Raw genomic sequence first — 17,174 nt, 5'->3', positions numbered from 1 at the left:
AATTCCATAAATCGGAATCGATTTAAGGATAAAATTATGCAGCAGATTTAAAGCGTTACAGCGCCGTTGTGGAGAGTTTTCTTTAAAAAAGTCTAGATTTCGTCTTTTGCGGATCAAGAATCCCGTCTCGATGCGTGCAGGTGCATGTGTTGACCCATATTTCGAAATTAAGTACATGAGAATGGTTTTGTTTATGGTTTTTACATATTCTGTCGTGACATCAACGCTCTATGTGGCTCTAGAATTCATCATGACTTTAATATTTTAAATTTCTTAAATATACTATTTTGTATCTGTGTTTTTTTCAGTAATTTTGCTTCGAAGAAGCGTTTTTTATCCTCTTTTTGTTGTCCGAAAAACCTCCCAAAAATGGAGTTTCCTTCGGAGAGCTTCATTCTCTATTAATTTTTATTTGTGTGTGCATGATTTACACACAACCTCAACAATTGCTCCACATTGTCATGAATTGGATGTGGCTGGTGATCAAATTGAGTCAGGACAAGGGCCGTGGTGCAAAGCAATATTCGTTCAGTAGATCATCTGGTCCTGCCTGTGTCTGATCTCGAAATCGCGCGGGCGCGTTTGCAATCACTTGGTTTTTGTGTTGCGGCCAATGGGCGTCATCCCTTTGGCACTGAAAACGCCTGTATATTCCTGCCTGACAACACCTATCTCGAGCCTCTGGCTGTTGTTGACGCAGCAGAGGCAGAAGGTGCCATCACCAATGGAAATCTGTTTGTTGCGCGCGACAAGGTGTTTCGCCAACATCGTGCCGAGGGCCTTTCTGCCATTGTGGTGCAATCCGAAGATGCGATCGCTGATCACGCCGCTTTTGCGGCGGCCGGAGTGGGCGCATCAGGCGATATTCTGGAATTTTCCCGCCCGGTGCGTTTGCCAGATGGACAGGAAAGCATCAGCAGCTTTCGCCTCGCATTTGCGATTGAGCCTTTGGTCGAGACATTCTTTTTGTTCGCGTGCCAGCGGTTAAATCCCTTGCCGGTCGATAGGGACGCGCTGGAAACGCATGCCAATGGCGTGTTGGGCGTTAAGCGCGTTCTCATGCAAACCGGCCATAAAAATTATCAGGAGTTGATGACGCCGGTGTTCGGCCGGGCCAGCCGCGAGATCACCAATGGGCATGCCTTTGATGCGCGCAACATGTCCGTTGAGGTTGTTGTGGGCAATGATGCCAGTATTGGCATTGTTGTGCTTGCACTGGTGTTTACCGTGGCCGATCTTAAGGTGACAGAGGCCGTTCTGGCTGCTAATGGCGTGTGCCATGTAAGAACACAGGACGAGATTGTCGTCCAGGCAGCACCTGGGCAGGGTGTTACCTTCCTGTTTGAGGAGAATGCGTTATGACGTCCCCTAATTCGACAGTTGTTGTCGGCGAAGGCAATCGCCAAGTTTCGTTTTCAAATGCGGCGCGTTTTTCGCTGATCTGCGGTCCATGCCAGATGGAGAGCCGTGAACACGCCTTCATGATGGCGGGCAGCATCAAGGAAATCTGCGACAAGCTGGGCATTGGACTGGTCTATAAATCGTCTTTCGATAAGGCCAATCGCACGTCCTTGAAGGCCGGTCGCGGCATTGGTCTTGAAAAAGGCTTGCAGGTTTTCGAAGAGTTGAAGAAGGAATTCGGCTTTCCGGTTTTGACCGATATTCACCGCGAAGATCAGTGTGCTGAAGTGGCAAGCGTGGTGGATGTGCTGCAAATCCCCGCGTTTTTGTGCCGCCAGACCGATCTTCTGGTGGCGGCTGCCGAGACAGGTCGTGCCATTAACATCAAGAAGGGCCAGTTTTTGGCCCCTTGGGATATGAAGAACGTGATGGAAAAAATCACGTTCTCAGGCAATCCCAATGTGATGCTGTGCGAGCGCGGCGCTTCCTTTGGCTATAACACGCTGGTGTCGGATATGCGGTCCCTGCCAATCATGGCAGGTTTCGGCGCGCCGGTGGTGTTTGATGCGACTCACTCGGTGCAGCAACCGGGCGGCCAGGGCGGATCAAGTGGTGGTCAGCGTGAGTTTGTTGAGACTTTGGCTCGTGCCGCTGTGGCTGTGGGCGTTGCCGGCCTGTTTATCGAATCACATCAAGATCCGGATAACGCGCCATCAGATGGCCCGAATATGGTGTATCTCAATGATCTTGAACGATTGCTGGGCAGGCTGTTGGCTTATGATGCGGTAACCAAAGCGGTATGATACCGATATTCCATCATCGACTGTCATTGTAATTTTTCTTTCATCGGTTAAGACAATTCAATCGGTTCAGATGGGGCGACACATTGCCCTGTCAATCTACACAGCAGGGAGCGAACATGACCGCTATTACCGACATTATTGCCCGCGAAATTCTCGACAGCCGTGGCAATCCAACCGTTGAAGTTGACGTTTATCTGGAAGACGGCAGCATGGGCCGCGCAGCGGTTCCATCGGGCGCATCCACAGGTGCCCACGAAGCGGTTGAACTGCGCGACGGTGGCAAGCGTTACCTCGGCAAGGGCGTCGAAAAGGCTGTTGAAGCTGTTAATGGCGAAATTTATGAAGCCATTGGCGGTCATGACGCTGAAAACCAGATCATGATCGACAACATCATGATCGAACTGGACGGCACGCCAAACAAGTCGCGCCTCGGTGCAAACGCCATTCTGGGCGTATCGTTGGCAGTTGCCAAGGCGGCTGCTGAAGCGTCTGGCCTGCCGCTCTATCGCTATGCTGGTGGCCCGAACGCCCATGTTCTGCCTGTGCCAATGATGAACATCATCAACGGCGGTGCCCATGCCGATAACCCAATCGACTTTCAGGAATTCATGATCATGCCGGTTGGCACGGACAATATCCGTGATGCGATCCGCATGGGTTCGGAAGTGTTCCACACGCTGAAGAAAGAGCTGTCGTCGCAAGGCTTCAACACCAATGTTGGCGATGAAGGCGGCTTTGCGCCTGGCTTGAAGAGCGCGCCAGAAGCGCTTGATTTCATTATGAAGTCTATCGAAAAGGCTGGCTACCGCCCCGGCGAAGACATGTATCTGGCGCTCGATTGCGCTTCCACGGAATTCTTCAAGGATGGCAAATATGTGCTGGCTGGCGAAGGCCGCACCCTTGAGCCTGAAGCCATGGCAGATTACCTGGCTGAACTGGCCGGTAAATACCCCATCATCTCCATTGAAGACGGCATGGGCGAAGACGATTGGGCTGGCTGGAAATACCTGACCGACAAAATCGGTGACAAGACACAGCTTGTTGGTGACGACCTGTTTGTGACCAATTCGGCACGTCTGCGCGATGGCATCCGCATGGGTGTTGCAAACTCCATTCTGGTGAAGGTCAACCAGATCGGCTCATTGTCCGAGACGCTGGATGCTGTCGAAACCGCCCATAAGGCTGGCTACACCGCCGTTATGTCGCACCGCTCTGGCGAGACAGAAGATTCGATCATTGCTGATCTGGCGGTTGCCACCAACTGCGGCCAGATCAAAACGGGATCGCTGTCGCGCTCTGACCGTCTGGCAAAGTACAACCAGTTGATCCGTATTGAAGAAATGCTGGGCTTGCAGGCATCCTATGCTGGCACCTCCATTTTGAAGGGCTGATTGGCCGTCAAAGCTATGATTTTTGCGCCCGCACCGATCATTTCGGTGCGGGCTTTTTTGTGCCTCGGCGCTATGGTCAACGATCGGTTAAGCATATTGGTCTAAGGTCGCAATGTTCGGTGCCGATAGCGGCATTGCGCGGCAGTATCGGAGCATGATGCTCACGTTCAACAGTTTTGCGTTGCAGGGCCTTAGCCAATATGTGGACACGCCACCATAAAAACAGAAAATTCGGCCGGCTCGTTCTTCCCGCCGTCACCATCGCATTTCTCGGATATTTCGGTTATCACAGTATTCACGGCGATTACGGCCTCAAGGCTGGCGAAAAGCTTGATGTGCTGCTGGCAACGCGCAATACCGAGCTTGCAAGCCTTGTCCATGCGCGAAAAAAGCTTGAGACTCAGGTTCGGCTTTTGAGTGATGGTTCGCTCGATCGCGATATGATGGACGAGAAAGCGCGTTATCAGCTCAATATGTCCAAGCCCAATGAAATTGTGATTTTCAACCGATAAACCCATTCTATTTTATGGATTTCGAAATTAACTGAAATTCAGTTAATCTTAAAAAACTGTTTGTTTTCTGTTGTTTATACGGAATACAAGGCATGCATTTAATGCATTGCGACTTTCCCGTTTCTTGAATATGGTGGTGCCAACTAAAAAACCCTTACACAACTCAGGGAGGGATGAATGGCACCGCGCACTAACGCGACTGCTTCTGGCCGGAAGAATACGGCCAAGCCTGCTAAGGGCGAATTCGTCGAAGGTTCTATCGTGGAGTTTGATCGCGATCAGGAGCTCAAGGCTTACCGCGAAATGCTGTTGATTCGCCGCTTTGAAGAAAAAGCGGGTCAGCTCTATGGCATGGGCTTCATTGGTGGTTTCTGTCATCTTTACATCGGTCAGGAAGCCGTTGTTGTTGGCATGCAACTGGCGCTGAAAGAAGGCGATCAGGTGATCACCGGTTACCGTGACCACGGCCACATGCTGGCCTGTGGCATGAGTGCACGCGGCGTTATGGCGGAGTTGACCGGGCGTCGGGGCGGCTTGTCAAAGGGCAAGGGCGGCTCCATGCACATGTTCTCCAAAGAGAAGAACTTCTACGGCGGCCACGGCATCGTTGGCGCGCAGGTATCGTTGGGCACGGGTCTGGCTTTCGCCAATCGCTATCGCGGCAACGACAATGTTTCGCTCGCTTACTTCGGTGACGGCGCTGCCAATCAGGGTCAGGTTTATGAGAGCTTCAACATGGCTCGCCTGTGGAACCTGCCGGTTATCTACGTGATCGAGAATAATCGCTACGCCATGGGTACGTCCGTTGCGCGCGCATCGGCCCAAACCGATTTCTCCCAGCGCGGCGTTTCGTTCAATATCCCCGGCATGAAGGTCGATGGTATGGATGTGCGCGCTGTTTTGGCTGCCGCAGAACAGGCTGTTGATCATTGCCGTTCGGGCAAGGGTCCGGTTATTCTGGAAATGGAAACCTACCGTTATCGCGGTCACTCCATGTCCGACCCGGCCAAGTATCGCTCCAAGGATGAAGTGCAGAAAATGCGCTCCGAGCATGATCCTATCGAGCAGGTTAAAATCCGCCTGATGGAGCAGGGCTGGGCCAGCGAAGACGATCTCAAGCTGATCGACAAGGAAGTGCGCGACATTGTGGCCGATAGTGCCGATTTTGCGCAAGCCGATAAAGAGCCGGATGCGTCCGAGCTCTACACCGACATCCTGTTGTAAGCGAGGGAGGGTTTATCCATGTCCGTCAATATTCTCATGCCCGCCCTGTCGCCAACCATGGAAGAGGGTACTCTTTCCAAGTGGCTGAAGCAGGAAGGCGATTCTGTTAAGTCCGGCGATGTGATTGCTGAAATTGAAACCGATAAGGCAACCATGGAAGTGGAAGCCGTTGACGAAGGCGTTATCGGCAAGCTGCTGATTGCGGCTGGCACTGAAAACGTCAAGGTCAACACGCCGATTGCTGTTTTGTTGCAAGACGGCGAGAGCGCCGATTCTGCGGCTGCTGCACCCAAAGAAGAAGCTGCGGCACCTGCTGCTGTGCAGGAAGATAAGCCTGCATCTGCGCCGGTTCCAGCGGCACCGGTCTCGAAGGCAGAATCTGATCCTTCTATTCCAGAAGGCACGGAAATGGTGTCGATGACCGTGCGTGAAGCACTGCGCGAAGCCATGGCCGAAGAAATGCGCGCCAATGAAGATGTCTTCATCATTGGTGAAGAAGTGGCCGAATATCAGGGCGCTTACAAGATTACGCAGGGCTTGCTGGCCGAGTTTGGTGATCGCCGCGTTGTTGATACGCCTATTACCGAGCATGGTTTTGCCGGTGTGGCGGTTGGTGCTGCCATGGCGGGTCTGCGTCCAATCGTTGAATTTATGACATTCAACTTCGCCATGCAGGCGATTGACCAGATTATCAATTCTGCTGCCAAGACACTTTATATGTCTGGCGGTCAGATGGGTGCGCCAATCGTGTTCCGTGGTCCAAACGGTGCTGCTGCCCGCGTTGGTGCCCAGCACAGCCAGGATTATGCTGCATGGTATAGCCAGATTCCCGGCCTTAAGGTGATCTCGCCTTACACGGCGGCAGATGCCAAGGGCTTGCTGAAGGCTGCCATTCGCGATCCAAACCCGATCATCTTCCTTGAAAACGAAATTCTCTATGGCCACAGCTTTGATGTGCCGAAGATGGATAATTTAGTTCTGCCAATTGGCAAGGCGCGCATTCACAAGACCGGCAAGGACGTGACCATTGTGTCCTGGAGCATTGGCATGACCTATGCGACCAAGGCCGTGGAAGAACTGACCAAGCTCGGCATTGACGTTGAGTTGATCGACTTGCGCACCATCCGTCCGATGGACCTGCCGACGGTTATCGAGTCAGTGAAGAAGACCGGCCGTCTGGTTGTGGTGGAAGAAGGTTATCCGCAGTCGTCGGTTGGCGATTTCGTGGCCAACAGCATCCAGCGCGAAGCCTTTGATTACCTTGATGCCCCTGTGTTGACCATCGCTGGCAAGGACGTTCCGATGCCATACGCTGCCAACCTTGAAAAGCTCGCTCTGCCGAATGTCGGCGAAGTGGTCCAGGCCGTCAAAGCCGTCTGCTACAAATAAGGGGAGGCGAGGCATATGCCGATCAATATCACCATGCCGGCCCTCTCTCCCACCATGGAAGAGGGCAATCTGGCCAAGTGGCTGGTCAAGGAAGGCGACACCGTCAAGTCTGGCGATGTGATTGCCGAGATTGAAACAGACAAGGCAACCATGGAAGTGGAAGCCGTTGACGAGGGCGTTGTTGCCAAGCTGGTTGTTCCGGCTGGCACCGAAGGCGTCAAGGTCAATGCCTTGATTGCCGTCCTCGCTGCTGACGGTGAAGACGTGTCTGCGGCTGCCGCTGGTGGCGGTGCAGCGGCTCCTGCGAAGGCAGAGGCCAAGGCGGAAGCTCCTGAGGCTGAAAAGTCAGCAGCGGCGGCTGCGGCACCTGCTCCAACTCAGGCTGTTGCCCATTCCGGTGAACGCGTGTTTGCTTCGCCGCTGGCGCGCCGTTTGGCCAAGGAAGCCGGTCTTGACCTCAAGGCTGTTGCCGGTTCCGGCCCACATGGCCGTATCGTCAAGAGCGACATCGAGAAAGCTGTCAGCACCGGTGGTGCAAAGCCAGCTGCTGCGGCTCCCGCGGCTGCTCCAGCCAGCGCACCTGCTCCTGCTCTTGCTAAGGGCATGTCGGAAGAGGCTGTGCTCAAGCTGTTCTCGGAAGGCTCTTACGAGTTGGTTCCGCACGACGGCATGCGCAAGACCATTGCCAAGCGCCTGCAAGAATCCAAGCAGACCATTCCGCATTTCTACGTGTCCGTAGATTGCGAACTGGATGCCCTGCTGGCACTGCGCGCTCAGCTCAACGGTTCTGCGCCTGAAAAGGATGGCAAGCCGGTCTACAAGCTCTCGGTCAACGATATGGTCATCAAGGCCATGGCGCTGGCGCTGCGCGATGTGCCGGATGCCAACGTATCTTGGACAGACAGCAATATGGTCAAGCACAAGCACGCCGATGTTGGTGTAGCTGTGTCGATCCCCGGCGGTCTGATCACCCCGATCATCCGTCAGGCCGAGCTGAAGAGCTTGTCTGCCATCTCCAACGAGATGAAGGATCTGGGCAAGCGCGCCAAGGAACGCAAGCTCAAGCCTGAGGAATATCAGGGCGGCACCACGGCCGTGTCCAATATGGGCATGATGGGCGTCAAGAATTTCGCAGCTGTGGTCAATCCACCGCATGCGACGATTCTGGCCATTGGTGCCGGTGAAGAGCGCGTTGTTGTGAAGAAGGGCGAAATGAAAATCGCCAACGTCATGACCGTCACGCTGTCCACCGACCACCGCGCCGTCGATGGAGCCTTGGGTGCCGAACTTCTCGGAGCCTTCAAGCGCTACATCGAAAGCCCGATGGGTATGCTGGTCTGACCTGAAAGAGGTGGCATGAAATCCGTTCTTTGCTACGGCGATAGTCTGACCTGGGGGTACGATCCCGTATCCCTCGGTCGGCATGCGTATCAGAACCGCTGGCCGAGTGTCTTGCAAAAGGCGCTGGGGCCAGAGGTGACGGTGACTGCCGAGGGTTTGAACGGACGCACCACCGCTTATGATGATTATCTGGCCGATTGCGAACGCAATGGCGTGAAGCTGTTGCCGAGCGTTTTGGCAACTCATGCGCCGCTGGATCTGGTGATCCTGTTTTTGGGCACCAACGATTTGAAACGTGGGCCGGCTGGCACGGCCCACGCCGCGACAAAGGGCATGAAGCGGCTGGTGCAGCTTATTCGTCATCATGCCTGGCCCATGGAAACCGATGGGCCGGATATTCTGATCGTTGCCCCGCCGGTGATTTGTGAAACAGCCAATGAGCCATTTGCGGCGATGTTTCGCGATGCGCTGGATGAATCAGCCATGGTCGCCAGTCTCTACAGTGATCTGGCCGATGAAATGGATTGCAGTTTTTTTGATGCCAGTTCGGTGGCGCAATGTTCGCCGCTGGATGGCATTCATCTGGATGCCGACAATACACGCGCTGTCGGGCGCGGTCTTGAGCCGGTCGTTCGGGTGATATTGGGTGTTTAACGCGGCTGGATGTAACCGCGTTGATCAACATCAAGGAGGTATTTTGCGGAGTGCGTAAGCTGATCTCATACACCTGAAGAGGAGAAGAGATCATGGCAAACACACCGCATGAGTTGACGGCTGAATTTCCTGAATTTGTGGCGCTGATCCATCATTTGAAAATGACCGATGGGCATTTTGCCAGATTGTTTGACAGCTACCATGACGTAAACGGGAAAATTCATCGCGCTGAAACAAATATAGAGCCGGTAGACGACTTCCATATGGAAGACCTGCGGAAAAACCGGATGCGGCTCAAAGATGAAATCTACGGGATGCTGGTTCACCATGAACCGGAAGCCGAAACGCCGGAAGTATAAGCCGGAGGCGCTTCCAATCCCGTGACCGGCAATCACCGAGCGGTGGTTGCCGCAAGAAACCGAGGAGTGGAAACGCCCATGTCGAATGCTTATGACGTCATCATCATCGGGTCTGGCCCCGGCGGCTATGTCACCGCGATCCGTGCCGCCCAGCTCGGCCTGAAAACCGCGATTGTTGAGCGGGAACATCTGGGCGGTATCTGCCTGAACTGGGGCTGTATCCCTACAAAGGCGCTGCTGCGTTCGGCTGAAATTCTCGATCACGCCAATCATGCCAAGAGCTATGGTCTGACGCTGAACGGCACGATGACCGCAGATGTGAAAGACGTTGTTGCCCGTTCGCGCGGCGTATCCGCGCGCCTCAACGGCGGCGTCGCCTTCCTGATGAAGAAAAACAAGATTGACGTGATCTGGGGCGAAGCCAAGCTGACCAAGCCCGGCGAGGTCGTAGTTGGTAAAACCTCCAAGCCTGCCGTGCAGCCACAGAACCCTGTGCCGAAGGGCGTTTTGGGTGAGGGCACCTACACTGCCAAGCACATCATTGTTGCCACAGGCGCACGCCCACGCGCACTGCCCGGCATCGAGCCAGATGGCAAGCTGATCTGGACCTATTTCGAAGCCATGAAGCCGGATTTCATGCCGAAATCTCTCGTGGTGATGGGCTCTGGCGCGATCGGCATCGAATTCGCCTCCTTCTATCGCTCCATGGGCGTGGATGTGACGGTGGTTGAGCTGATGGCCAACATCATGCCGGTGGAAGATGTTGAAATTTCTACCATTGCTCGCAAGGCTTTGGAAAAGCGCGGCATGAAGATCATCACCGAGGCCAAGGTTTCCAAGGTTGAAAAGGGTGCAAACTCTGTCACCGCCCATGTGGAAACCAAGGACGGCAAGGTGCAGCAGATCACGGCGGATCGTCTGATCTCCGCTGTTGGCGTGCAGGGTAATATCGAAAATCTCGGCCTTGAAACGCTGGGCGTCAAGACCGATCGTGGTTGCATTGTCATCGACGGTTATGGCAAGACCAACGTGCCAGGCCTATACGCCATAGGCGACGTGGCTGGCCCGCCAATGCTGGCTCATAAGGCCGAGCATGAAGGCGTGATCTGCGTTGAAAAGATTGCTGGTCTGCCCAATGTTCACCCCATGAACAAGTCGATGATCCCCGGCTGCACCTATTGCAACCCGCAGGTCGCATCCGTTGGCCTCACGGAAGCCAAGGCCAAGGAACAGGGCCGCGACATCCGCGTAGGCCGTTATAACTTCAACGCCAATGGCAAGGCGATTGCGCTTGGCGAAGACAATGGCATGATCAAGACGATCTTTGACAAGAAGACCGGCGAATTGATTGGCGCGCACATGGTTGGTGCGGAAGTCACCGAGCTGATCCAGGGTTTTGTGGTGGCCATGAATTTGGAAACCACCGAAGAAGAACTGATGCACACCATCTTCCCGCATCCGACCCTGTCGGAAATGATGAAGGAAAGCGTGCTGGATGCTTATGGCAAAGTGCTGAACGCCTAAGAGTTGGTTGCGATTAGGCTTCCTGCCGCCTATATAGTCGGCAGGAAGCACATAAGGAGCAGGCGATGACTGGGTTTGAATTAGGCTGGTTCATGACAATCATCGTCGGCGGTCTTGCCGGTTGGTTGGCTGGTAAGCTCATGGATATGCGCTTTGGCATTTTCATGAATATCATCATCGGCATTGTTGGTGCCGCTCTGGCGTCTGCGATTTTCCGCCGGTTTGGAATTTTCGTGGAAGGTGATTGGCTCGGCTATCTAATCACCAGTTTTGTGGGCGCAAGCCTTCTGCTGTTTGTGGCCAAACTGGTGCGCCGCTAAATTTTTACTGCCGCAGAGCTGCGGCTTGGACAGGTCAAAATCATGGTCACGATCCTCGATAGAACTCAGGCTCCTGAAAAGCGCGTTCGCCACCCGGAAAAGGCCCACAAGCCCGACACCGAAGTGCAGCGCAAGCCGGAGTGGATTCGCGTCAAGGCTCCCACCTCCAAGGGCTATCAGGAAACCCGTGATCTGGTGCGCAGCCACAAGCTAGTGACTGTGTGCGAAGAGGCTGGCTGCCCCAACATCGGCGAATGTTGGGAAAAGAAACACGCCACCTTTATGATCATGGGCGAAATCTGCACCCGCGCCTGTGCGTTTTGCAACGTTGCCACCGGCAAGCCGAATGCGCTTGATATGGATGAGCCTGCGAATATCGCAAAGGCTGTGAAACAAATGGGGCTTTCTCATGTGGTCATCACCTCGGTGGACCGTGATGATCTGGACGATGGTGGTGCAGAACATTTTGAAAAGGCCATCTGGGCTATCCGCGAAGCCTCGCCGTTGACCACCATTGAAATTCTCACACCGGACTTTTTGAAAAAGCCGGGTGCGTTGGAACGTGTTGTTGCGGCCAAGCCAGATGTGTTCAACCACAATATGGAAACCGTGCCCGGCAATTACCTCACCGTGCGTCCCGGTGCGCGCTATTTCCACTCCGTGCGCCTGTTGCAGCGCGTGAAAGAGCTGGATCCAAGCATGTTCACCAAATCCGGCATTATGGTCGGCCTTGGTGAGGAGCGCAACGAAGTGCTGCAATTGATGGATGACCTGCGGGTTGCGGATGTGGACTTTCTGACCATCGGCCAATATCTCCAGCCGACGCGCAAGCATCACAAGGTCGAGAAATTTGTGACGCCGGAAGAATTCAAGTCCTATGAGGATATTGCCTATACCAAGGGCTTTTTGATGGTGTCGTCCAGCCCGCTGACCCGCTCGTCGCACCACGCTGGCGATGATTTTGCACGGTTGAGAGCCAACCGGGAAAAGAAGCTGCTGGCCGCTGCCGAGTGAAATTTTTGTAACAGCCTTGCATGGTTTGAGACCCGACGCTTATAAACGTCGGGTTTTAACGTTTCAGGGTTGCGGCATTGGTGAAATATCTCAAAACGGGCCCTGAGGCGGCAAGCCTTGTGAGAGACGCCCGGCGCATTTGTGTGATCGGCTGCTCGGGCAGCGGCAAGAGCACATTGTCTCAAGCGCTATGCCGCCTTTTCAACCTCACCTACATTTCCATGGATCGCGATGTGTTTTGGCTGTCGGGATGGAAACTCCGGCCAAGGCCAGAAGCCGTTGAACGGATGAAAGGCTTCATTGCAGGTGACCGCTGGATCATTGATGGCAATAGCCCCGGCACCTTGCCGGCGAGATTGGCCCGTGCCGATCTGGTCATCTGGATGCGGCCACCGCGCGCTGTGTCCCTTTACGGTGTTTTCTCGCGCTGGTTCAAATATCACGGCACAGTGCGGCCGGAAATGGCGGAAGGCTGCCCGGAAAAAATTGACTGGGCGTTTTTGAAATATGTCTGGAACTTTGAGGCCAAAGAGGTGCCGCAGTTTCAGGAGCAGTTTGAAAAGGCGCGAGGAGACCTCCCGGTGATTATGGTGACATCTCGCAAGCAAAGTGCAGAGCTGTTGTCGGAATTGGCCAAAAACCACCGTGAGGTGTAAGATATGGTGCATTACCTGCAAAGTGTCGAAGATGCTGCTGACATTTTGAGAAGCAGCCAGCGCGTGATGGTGGTTGGCTGTTCTGGTGGCGGCAAAAGCACGCTGTCAATGAAGCTTTGCCATCGATTTGGCTTCCAATTTGTATCGCTTGATCGTGATATCTTCTGGTTGCCAGGATGGCAAAAGCGCACACGTTCTCAGCAGCGCAATATCATCGAGGATAAAATTTCACAGGAACGCTGGCTGATGGATGGCAGCAATCCGTCAAGCTTCGATCTTCGTTTGCCGCGCACTGATTTGGTTCTTTGGGTGCGTATGCCCCGTTGGCTTTGCCTGCTGGGTGTTTATCGGCGCGCGTTTCACAATCTGGGTAAGACAAGAATTGATATGGCCCCCGGATGCGTGGAAAAGTGGCCTGATCGCGACTTTCTAACCTACATCTGGAATTTCGAGCGCAAGCACGCGCCGATTTTTATCCGCAATTTTGACCTCTACGGCCCGCAAGTGCCGGTTTTTGTGTTAAAATCACGCCGGGATGTGGCTCGGCTTCTTGATCTTGTCGGCGTGCAGGCTTAAGTGCCATTTATGCCAAAGTTTGAAACCCGCCGTCCTGTAAAGCACTCTCCCGATCGCATGTATGCGCTGGTTGCGGATATTGAGCGCTATCCCGAATTTGTGCCGCTCTGCGATGCACTCTCCATCCAGTCTCGCAAGGAGCGCGACGGCAAGGAGTTGCTCATTGCCAATATGTCGGTGGGTTATAAGGCCATCCGCGAGACATTCACCACCCAGGTGCTGCTCAAGCCCGATGAGCGTGCCATTGATGTGAAGTATATCGAAGGCCCGTTCAAATATCTCGATAACCGCTGGCGATTTGAAGAAACGGCTGATGGCGGCTGCACTGTGCATTTCTTCATCGATTACGAATTCAAAAGCCGCATTCTGGGTGCCGTCATGGGCTCCATGTTTGATCGCGCCTTTCGCATGTTCACGGAGGCATTCGAGGCGCGGGCTGACAAGATTTATGGCACCGAGTGACGCTTTGGCGCATCGCCCAGTTTCGATTTTTTGGGCGCGATGCCCTAAATCACCATCGATTTCTTCTCGACATAATATGAATAGAGAGTGGTGATGACGGATATGTAAATCACGATCTCTGCAACTCCAGACAGGATGTTCCAAAGAGAGGCAACGACTGCGGGTGCGCTTTCCATGAACACGGAGATGATGTGCAATGGCATTAGCGAGAGTGTCAGCATTATGCCGACTCCGAGGATTGTGAGGCTTTGGCCCTTGGTGGCAGCGACCGCATCATGCAAAGAGTGATAACAATCGATGGCGGCACCGGGCAGTATCGATGAAAGTCGCAAAAACACGATTGCGACAAAGCACGACCCGATCGCACCAAATGCGATTGAAAGCCACGGCCAATCGTATGTGAGATTTTTGAGTATCATGGTTGCCAGTGCGAGTGGCATCAAGGCGGGCAAAGTCACCAGACAGATCAGAAATGATTTTCCAAAATAAGACGCAATGTTGGCACCCCAGAATTTTGGAATAGGCTTTGGATGCTCGACGAGCAAGATGTATCTGTGCCACAGAACAGCAATCCAGAGATAGCTGAGGCAACCATACATAAAAATGGCAATATTGATCACAATTGAAAAGGTGCTCGTTTCTGCTTGAGGCGAGATATCTCTGATTGGTGCGACCGCTTGAAAAAGCAAGGTGATGAGAGCGAAAGGTAACGTTATTCTAAGTGCAATTGTCCAATGTCTGATAATCATCTTCAGGGAGTGTTGGAAAATTGCCCAGGATTTCATTCAGTCTCCCCCCTATAGTGTTATAATCGTACAATAAACTGCATTTTTTTCCAAAATTTCTCGAGATTCGAGAGCTTGAAACGCAAGAGTGTAATTCTACTCTTGCAAAGGTCTGTTCTCGACGAAATAACCGTATTGCGTTGTGATGACGGATAATCCGATCATGACAATCGCAAAGCCGGAAAATGTATCCCATAGAAGTGATACCAGCGGCAATTGGGCATTTGCGAGGATGATTGAGATGATTTTCATGGGAGCATTGGCGAAGAAAATCATAATCAACAGTGCTACGAATGTTTTCGTATGACCCCGCGTTACAGTCCATATTTCACCAAATGATCTTCGCTCATTCAAGGCTGCGGCAGGTAGAATGGTGGAAAGGCGCATCATAATAACGGATGAGACGACTATACCAAGCGATGCAATGATCAAAACCGCGTACACAAGAGATTGAGTCAGCGCCAAGAGATGGGAAAAAATAAAGAATGGTAGCGCACATATCACCAGCAAAAGGCTAATAGCTGTTCCAGTGACGAGATAACGGAATATCTGTGGCCCATGAAAGCGCGGTAGAAGGCTTGGATAATCATCAATCAAAATATATCGATGCCATGCCACTGCAATCCAAGGGTAGCTAATCACGGCAAAGATTAGATAAGCAAACAACATAAATCTGGAAAAAATAGCGGCGTTAAAGAAGTCAGTCGACGCCTCAAAAATCAGCATGGTATGCATAAGAAGCGTCACGACGATAAAAGGGAGCGTGATCTTTAAAGCGGCGTTCTTGTTGTCTTTGATTAAATTTAGGGAATGCTTGAATATAGTCCAAGAGATCATCTGATTTATCCCGCGAAAAGCCTTAAATCATGCTTGCAAAAGGAAATGACACGGGAAAATAGAGGGGATCCGGCGATTTTCCAGAGGTTGTGAGTTAGAATGCTCCGAAAAATCACCTCTGAGTTGCGAAATGTCGCTTTTGGGAGAGAGCCTCCTTAGGTGCTGGCAATGTCACTCAACATTGAAAGCGCTGTTTTTATGGTTTCTTGTCGGATGATGTCGCGGGTTCGCGTGCCGTATTGCATCTTTAGGTGAATCAATTGTCCCGTGCGTTTAGTGGCAGCCAAATGTACTAGCCCCACAGGCTTTTCCGCCGTGCCCCCCCCGGGGCCTGCAATGCCGGTGACGGCAATGGCCACCGATCCGCCTGAGCGATAAAGTGCGCCATGGGCCATGGCTATGGCTGTTTCGCGAGATACCGCACCATAGGTTTCCAGTGTGAGAGCGGGTACGCCCAGCATGTCCGTTTTGGCCTGATTGGAGTAGGTTACAAAACCCCGATCAACAACGGCTGATGATCCGGCAATCTCGGTGAGGAGCCCCGCAATCAGGCCGCCGGTGCATGATTCCGCAGTCGCAATTGTCAGGCCACGTTTGGTGAAATCGGCAATGATAGTTTGAGCCATATGTTCGAGATCAGAAGGAAACAGGTTCATTGGGGCTTGCCTTGAAAAACCACGGTTGCCGTTGCAATGGCCGCAATGCCTTCACCGCGACCAACAAAGCCAATTTTTTCATTGGTGGTGGCTTTTACCGAGCAGCGGTCGAGCGAAATATCCAGAATTTCAGAGAGCTTTTCGCGCATGGTCAGCCGGTGTGGGCCGATTTTCGGCTCTTCGGCAATCAGCGAAATGTCTGCATTCATAATCGTGCCGCCAGCATCGCGCACTATTTTTGCGGCGTGTTCCAGAAAAATGCGCGAGGCAGCACCGCGCCATTGTGGGTCAGACGGCGGGAAATGATCCCCAATGTCGCCAGCGCCGCAGGTTGCCAACAGCGCATCGGTTAGCGCGTGGAGCGCAACATCGGCATCGGAATGGCCGCTCAGAGCTTGCGTGTGAGCAATGAAAACGCCGCAAAGTGTGACACCATCGCCGGGCACCAATTGGTGCACATCATAGCCATTGCCAGTGCGAACATCGGGAAGTAGCGTGGTGGAAAGGCGGGCATCGGCCATCTCAATATCTCGCTTTACAGTCAGTTTTATGTTGTCGGCCCGGCCTTCCACCAATTGCACCGGCATGCCTGCCCATTCTGCAATGGCGGCATCATCGGTAAAATCATCCTGGCCAGAGGCTGCCGCCTTTTCATGCGCGTTCAAAATCTTGGCATAGTTGAAACTTTGTGGTGTCTGGGCTGCGAAAAGTCCAGCGCGCGAAACAGTATCGCTCACAAAGCCATCGTGGTTGCCACGCTTGAGTGTATCAGCCACCGGCATGGCTGGCAAAACGGCATCAGCGCCCTCATCAAGGGCTTTGGTGATCCGATCCAGCAGCATCTGGTCAAAAAATGGTCGCACAGCATCGTGAATCAATACGGTGTCTGGAGTTAAGGCCTTCAGCGCATGGAGGCCCGCCAAGGCGGATTGCTGACGCGTCTTGCCGCCATGGGTGACGATGAGTTCGTCTTTAAGATGCGCAATCGACTTGAGTGCCTTTGCCAGCAGTTGTTCATCATCGGGATGAATAACCATAACGATTGTTGCATTGGGCAAATAGGTGCGAAACTTCTGCACGGTATGCAGAATCACAGGTTTTCCGCCAATGGTGCGATATTGCTTTGGCCCTTCAATTGAGGCTCCGGCGCGTTCACCACGGCCTGCGGCGACCAATATCACCGCTGTTGACCTTGCTCCACTCGCTTTAGTATGCACCATAGTCTTTCCAGTCGATTAGCAGGTTTTAGTTGTCTAGCGATGCTTTTGGA

Annotated in this window: 19 protein-coding genes; 15 read left to right on the top strand and 4 right to left on the bottom strand. The window is 53.1% G+C overall.

All coding sequences use genetic code 11. The features are described from left to right. Window positions 1-507: 507 nt before the first annotated feature. From BJF95_RS18730 to BJF95_RS18660, 15 genes are all read left to right on the top strand, one after another. Window positions 508-1,362: a VOC family protein gene (locus BJF95_RS18730; protein WP_245297372.1), complete on the top strand. Its 855-nt coding sequence runs from the start codon at window positions 508-510 to the stop codon at window positions 1,360-1,362. Further along, window positions 1,359-2,204: a 3-deoxy-8-phosphooctulonate synthase gene (gene kdsA, locus BJF95_RS18725; RefSeq protein WP_075640920.1), complete on the top strand. Its 846-nt coding sequence runs from the start codon at window positions 1,359-1,361 to the stop codon at window positions 2,202-2,204. The genes BJF95_RS18730 and kdsA overlap by 4 nt, the downstream gene beginning before the upstream one ends. Window positions 2,205-2,320: 116 nt before the next feature. Further along, on the top strand, window positions 2,321-3,595 hold the full coding sequence (eno, locus tag BJF95_RS18720) for a phosphopyruvate hydratase (RefSeq protein ID WP_075640919.1): 1,275 nt from the start codon (window positions 2,321-2,323) through the stop codon (window positions 3,593-3,595). 200 nt (window positions 3,596-3,795) lie between these two features. Next, window positions 3,796-4,107 carry an FtsB family cell division protein gene (locus tag BJF95_RS18715; protein ID WP_075640918.1) on the top strand — a complete coding sequence of 104 codons (312 nt, stop codon included), beginning with the start codon at window positions 3,796-3,798 and terminating at the stop codon, window positions 4,105-4,107. 177 nt (window positions 4,108-4,284) lie between these two features. Continuing rightward, window positions 4,285-5,331, top strand: coding sequence for a pyruvate dehydrogenase (acetyl-transferring) E1 component subunit alpha (pdhA, locus tag BJF95_RS18710; protein ID WP_075640917.1), 1,047 nt, complete (start codon window positions 4,285-4,287; stop codon window positions 5,329-5,331). 18 nt (window positions 5,332-5,349) lie between these two features. Beyond that, on the top strand, window positions 5,350-6,720 hold the full coding sequence (locus BJF95_RS18705; protein ID WP_075640916.1) for a pyruvate dehydrogenase complex E1 component subunit beta: 1,371 nt from the start codon (window positions 5,350-5,352) through the stop codon (window positions 6,718-6,720). A gap of 15 nt (window positions 6,721-6,735) precedes the next feature. Further along, on the top strand, window positions 6,736-8,061 hold the full coding sequence (locus BJF95_RS18700) for a pyruvate dehydrogenase complex dihydrolipoamide acetyltransferase (RefSeq protein WP_075640915.1): 1,326 nt from the start codon (window positions 6,736-6,738) through the stop codon (window positions 8,059-8,061). A 15-nt stretch (window positions 8,062-8,076) separates the two neighbouring features. Next, entirely contained in the window at window positions 8,077-8,715 is a 639-nt protein-coding gene (locus tag BJF95_RS18695; RefSeq protein ID WP_075640914.1) for an SGNH/GDSL hydrolase family protein, read from the top strand. Window positions 8,716-8,807: 92 nt separating this feature from the next. Further along, window positions 8,808-9,074 (top strand): HP1242/YdcH family protein, encoded by a 267-nt coding sequence (locus BJF95_RS18690; RefSeq protein WP_075640913.1) that lies wholly within the window; start codon window positions 8,808-8,810, stop codon window positions 9,072-9,074. A 78-nt stretch (window positions 9,075-9,152) separates the two neighbouring features. Next, window positions 9,153-10,598 (top strand): dihydrolipoyl dehydrogenase, encoded by a 1,446-nt coding sequence (gene lpdA, locus BJF95_RS18685; RefSeq protein ID WP_075640912.1) that lies wholly within the window; start codon window positions 9,153-9,155, stop codon window positions 10,596-10,598. Between the two features lie 65 nt (window positions 10,599-10,663). Continuing rightward, window positions 10,664-10,918: a GlsB/YeaQ/YmgE family stress response membrane protein gene (locus tag BJF95_RS18680; RefSeq protein WP_075640911.1), complete on the top strand. Its 255-nt coding sequence runs from the start codon at window positions 10,664-10,666 to the stop codon at window positions 10,916-10,918. 42 nt (window positions 10,919-10,960) lie between these two features. After that, complete coding sequence (gene lipA / locus BJF95_RS18675) at window positions 10,961-11,932, top strand: lipoyl synthase (RefSeq protein WP_075640910.1); 972 nt, start codon at window positions 10,961-10,963, stop codon at window positions 11,930-11,932. A gap of 80 nt (window positions 11,933-12,012) precedes the next feature. Continuing rightward, window positions 12,013-12,588, top strand: a complete 576-nt coding sequence (locus BJF95_RS18670; RefSeq protein WP_245297371.1) for a P-loop NTPase family protein — start codon at window positions 12,013-12,015, stop codon at window positions 12,586-12,588. A gap of 3 nt (window positions 12,589-12,591) precedes the next feature. Further along, window positions 12,592-13,164 carry a P-loop NTPase family protein gene (locus BJF95_RS18665; protein ID WP_075640908.1) on the top strand — a complete coding sequence of 191 codons (573 nt, stop codon included), beginning with the start codon at window positions 12,592-12,594 and terminating at the stop codon, window positions 13,162-13,164. Between the two features lie 9 nt (window positions 13,165-13,173). Continuing rightward, on the top strand, window positions 13,174-13,626 hold the full coding sequence (locus BJF95_RS18660; protein ID WP_075640907.1) for a type II toxin-antitoxin system RatA family toxin: 453 nt from the start codon (window positions 13,174-13,176) through the stop codon (window positions 13,624-13,626). Between the two features lie 44 nt (window positions 13,627-13,670). Here the strand turns inward: BJF95_RS18660 and BJF95_RS18655 are convergent, their stop codons facing one another. From BJF95_RS18655 to BJF95_RS18640, 4 genes are all read right to left on the bottom strand, one after another. Next, window positions 13,671-14,411 (bottom strand): hypothetical protein, encoded by a 741-nt coding sequence (locus BJF95_RS18655; RefSeq protein ID WP_075640906.1) that lies wholly within the window; start codon window positions 14,409-14,411, stop codon window positions 13,671-13,673. 96 nt (window positions 14,412-14,507) lie between these two features. Continuing rightward, entirely contained in the window at window positions 14,508-15,248 is a 741-nt protein-coding gene (locus tag BJF95_RS18650; RefSeq protein WP_075640905.1) for a hypothetical protein, read from the bottom strand. A gap of 155 nt (window positions 15,249-15,403) precedes the next feature. Continuing rightward, entirely contained in the window at window positions 15,404-15,904 is a 501-nt protein-coding gene (locus BJF95_RS18645; protein WP_075640904.1) for a CinA family protein, read from the bottom strand. Beyond that, window positions 15,901-17,124 carry a bifunctional 2-C-methyl-D-erythritol 4-phosphate cytidylyltransferase/2-C-methyl-D-erythritol 2,4-cyclodiphosphate synthase gene (locus tag BJF95_RS18640; protein ID WP_075640903.1) on the bottom strand — a complete coding sequence of 408 codons (1,224 nt, stop codon included), beginning with the start codon at window positions 17,122-17,124 and terminating at the stop codon, window positions 15,901-15,903. Before BJF95_RS18640 ends, BJF95_RS18645 begins: the two co-directional genes overlap by 4 nt. Between the last annotated feature and the right edge of the window lie 50 nt (window positions 17,125-17,174).

The sequence above is a fragment of the Rhizobium oryziradicis genome (assembly GCF_001939045.1).
Taxonomy (GTDB): domain Bacteria; phylum Pseudomonadota; class Alphaproteobacteria; order Rhizobiales; family Rhizobiaceae; genus Allorhizobium; species Allorhizobium oryziradicis.
The sequence above is the reverse complement of the archived record's forward strand: the minus strand, read 5'-3'. Positions and strand labels throughout refer to the sequence as shown.

Bases quoted from the DNA above. Each gene is read 5' to 3' on its own strand.
- kdsA (WP_075640920.1), top strand. From the start codon at position 1,359: ATGACGTCCCCTAATTCGACAGTTGTTGTCGGCGAAGGCAATCGCCAA.
- eno (WP_075640919.1), top strand. From the start codon at position 2,321: ATGACCGCTATTACCGACATTATTGCCCGCGAAATTCTCGACAGCCGT.
- BJF95_RS18715 (WP_075640918.1), top strand. From the start codon at position 3,796: ATGTGGACACGCCACCATAAAAACAGAAAATTCGGCCGGCTCGTTCTT.
- pdhA (WP_075640917.1), top strand. From the start codon at position 4,285: ATGGCACCGCGCACTAACGCGACTGCTTCTGGCCGGAAGAATACGGCC.
- BJF95_RS18705 (WP_075640916.1), top strand. From the start codon at position 5,350: ATGTCCGTCAATATTCTCATGCCCGCCCTGTCGCCAACCATGGAAGAG.
- BJF95_RS18700 (WP_075640915.1), top strand. From the start codon at position 6,736: ATGCCGATCAATATCACCATGCCGGCCCTCTCTCCCACCATGGAAGAG.
- BJF95_RS18695 (WP_075640914.1), top strand. From the start codon at position 8,077: ATGAAATCCGTTCTTTGCTACGGCGATAGTCTGACCTGGGGGTACGAT.
- BJF95_RS18690 (WP_075640913.1), top strand. From the start codon at position 8,808: ATGGCAAACACACCGCATGAGTTGACGGCTGAATTTCCTGAATTTGTG.
- lpdA (WP_075640912.1), top strand. From the start codon at position 9,153: ATGTCGAATGCTTATGACGTCATCATCATCGGGTCTGGCCCCGGCGGC.
- BJF95_RS18680 (WP_075640911.1), top strand. From the start codon at position 10,664: ATGACTGGGTTTGAATTAGGCTGGTTCATGACAATCATCGTCGGCGGT.
- lipA (WP_075640910.1), top strand. From the start codon at position 10,961: ATGGTCACGATCCTCGATAGAACTCAGGCTCCTGAAAAGCGCGTTCGC.
- BJF95_RS18665 (WP_075640908.1), top strand. From the start codon at position 12,592: ATGGTGCATTACCTGCAAAGTGTCGAAGATGCTGCTGACATTTTGAGA.
- BJF95_RS18660 (WP_075640907.1), top strand. From the start codon at position 13,174: ATGCCAAAGTTTGAAACCCGCCGTCCTGTAAAGCACTCTCCCGATCGC.
- BJF95_RS18655 (WP_075640906.1), bottom strand. From the start codon at position 14,411: ATGAAATCCTGGGCAATTTTCCAACACTCCCTGAAGATGATTATCAGA.
- BJF95_RS18650 (WP_075640905.1), bottom strand. From the start codon at position 15,248: ATGATCTCTTGGACTATATTCAAGCATTCCCTAAATTTAATCAAAGAC.
- BJF95_RS18645 (WP_075640904.1), bottom strand. From the start codon at position 15,904: ATGAACCTGTTTCCTTCTGATCTCGAACATATGGCTCAAACTATCATT.
- BJF95_RS18640 (WP_075640903.1), bottom strand. From the start codon at position 17,124: ATGGTGCATACTAAAGCGAGTGGAGCAAGGTCAACAGCGGTGATATTG.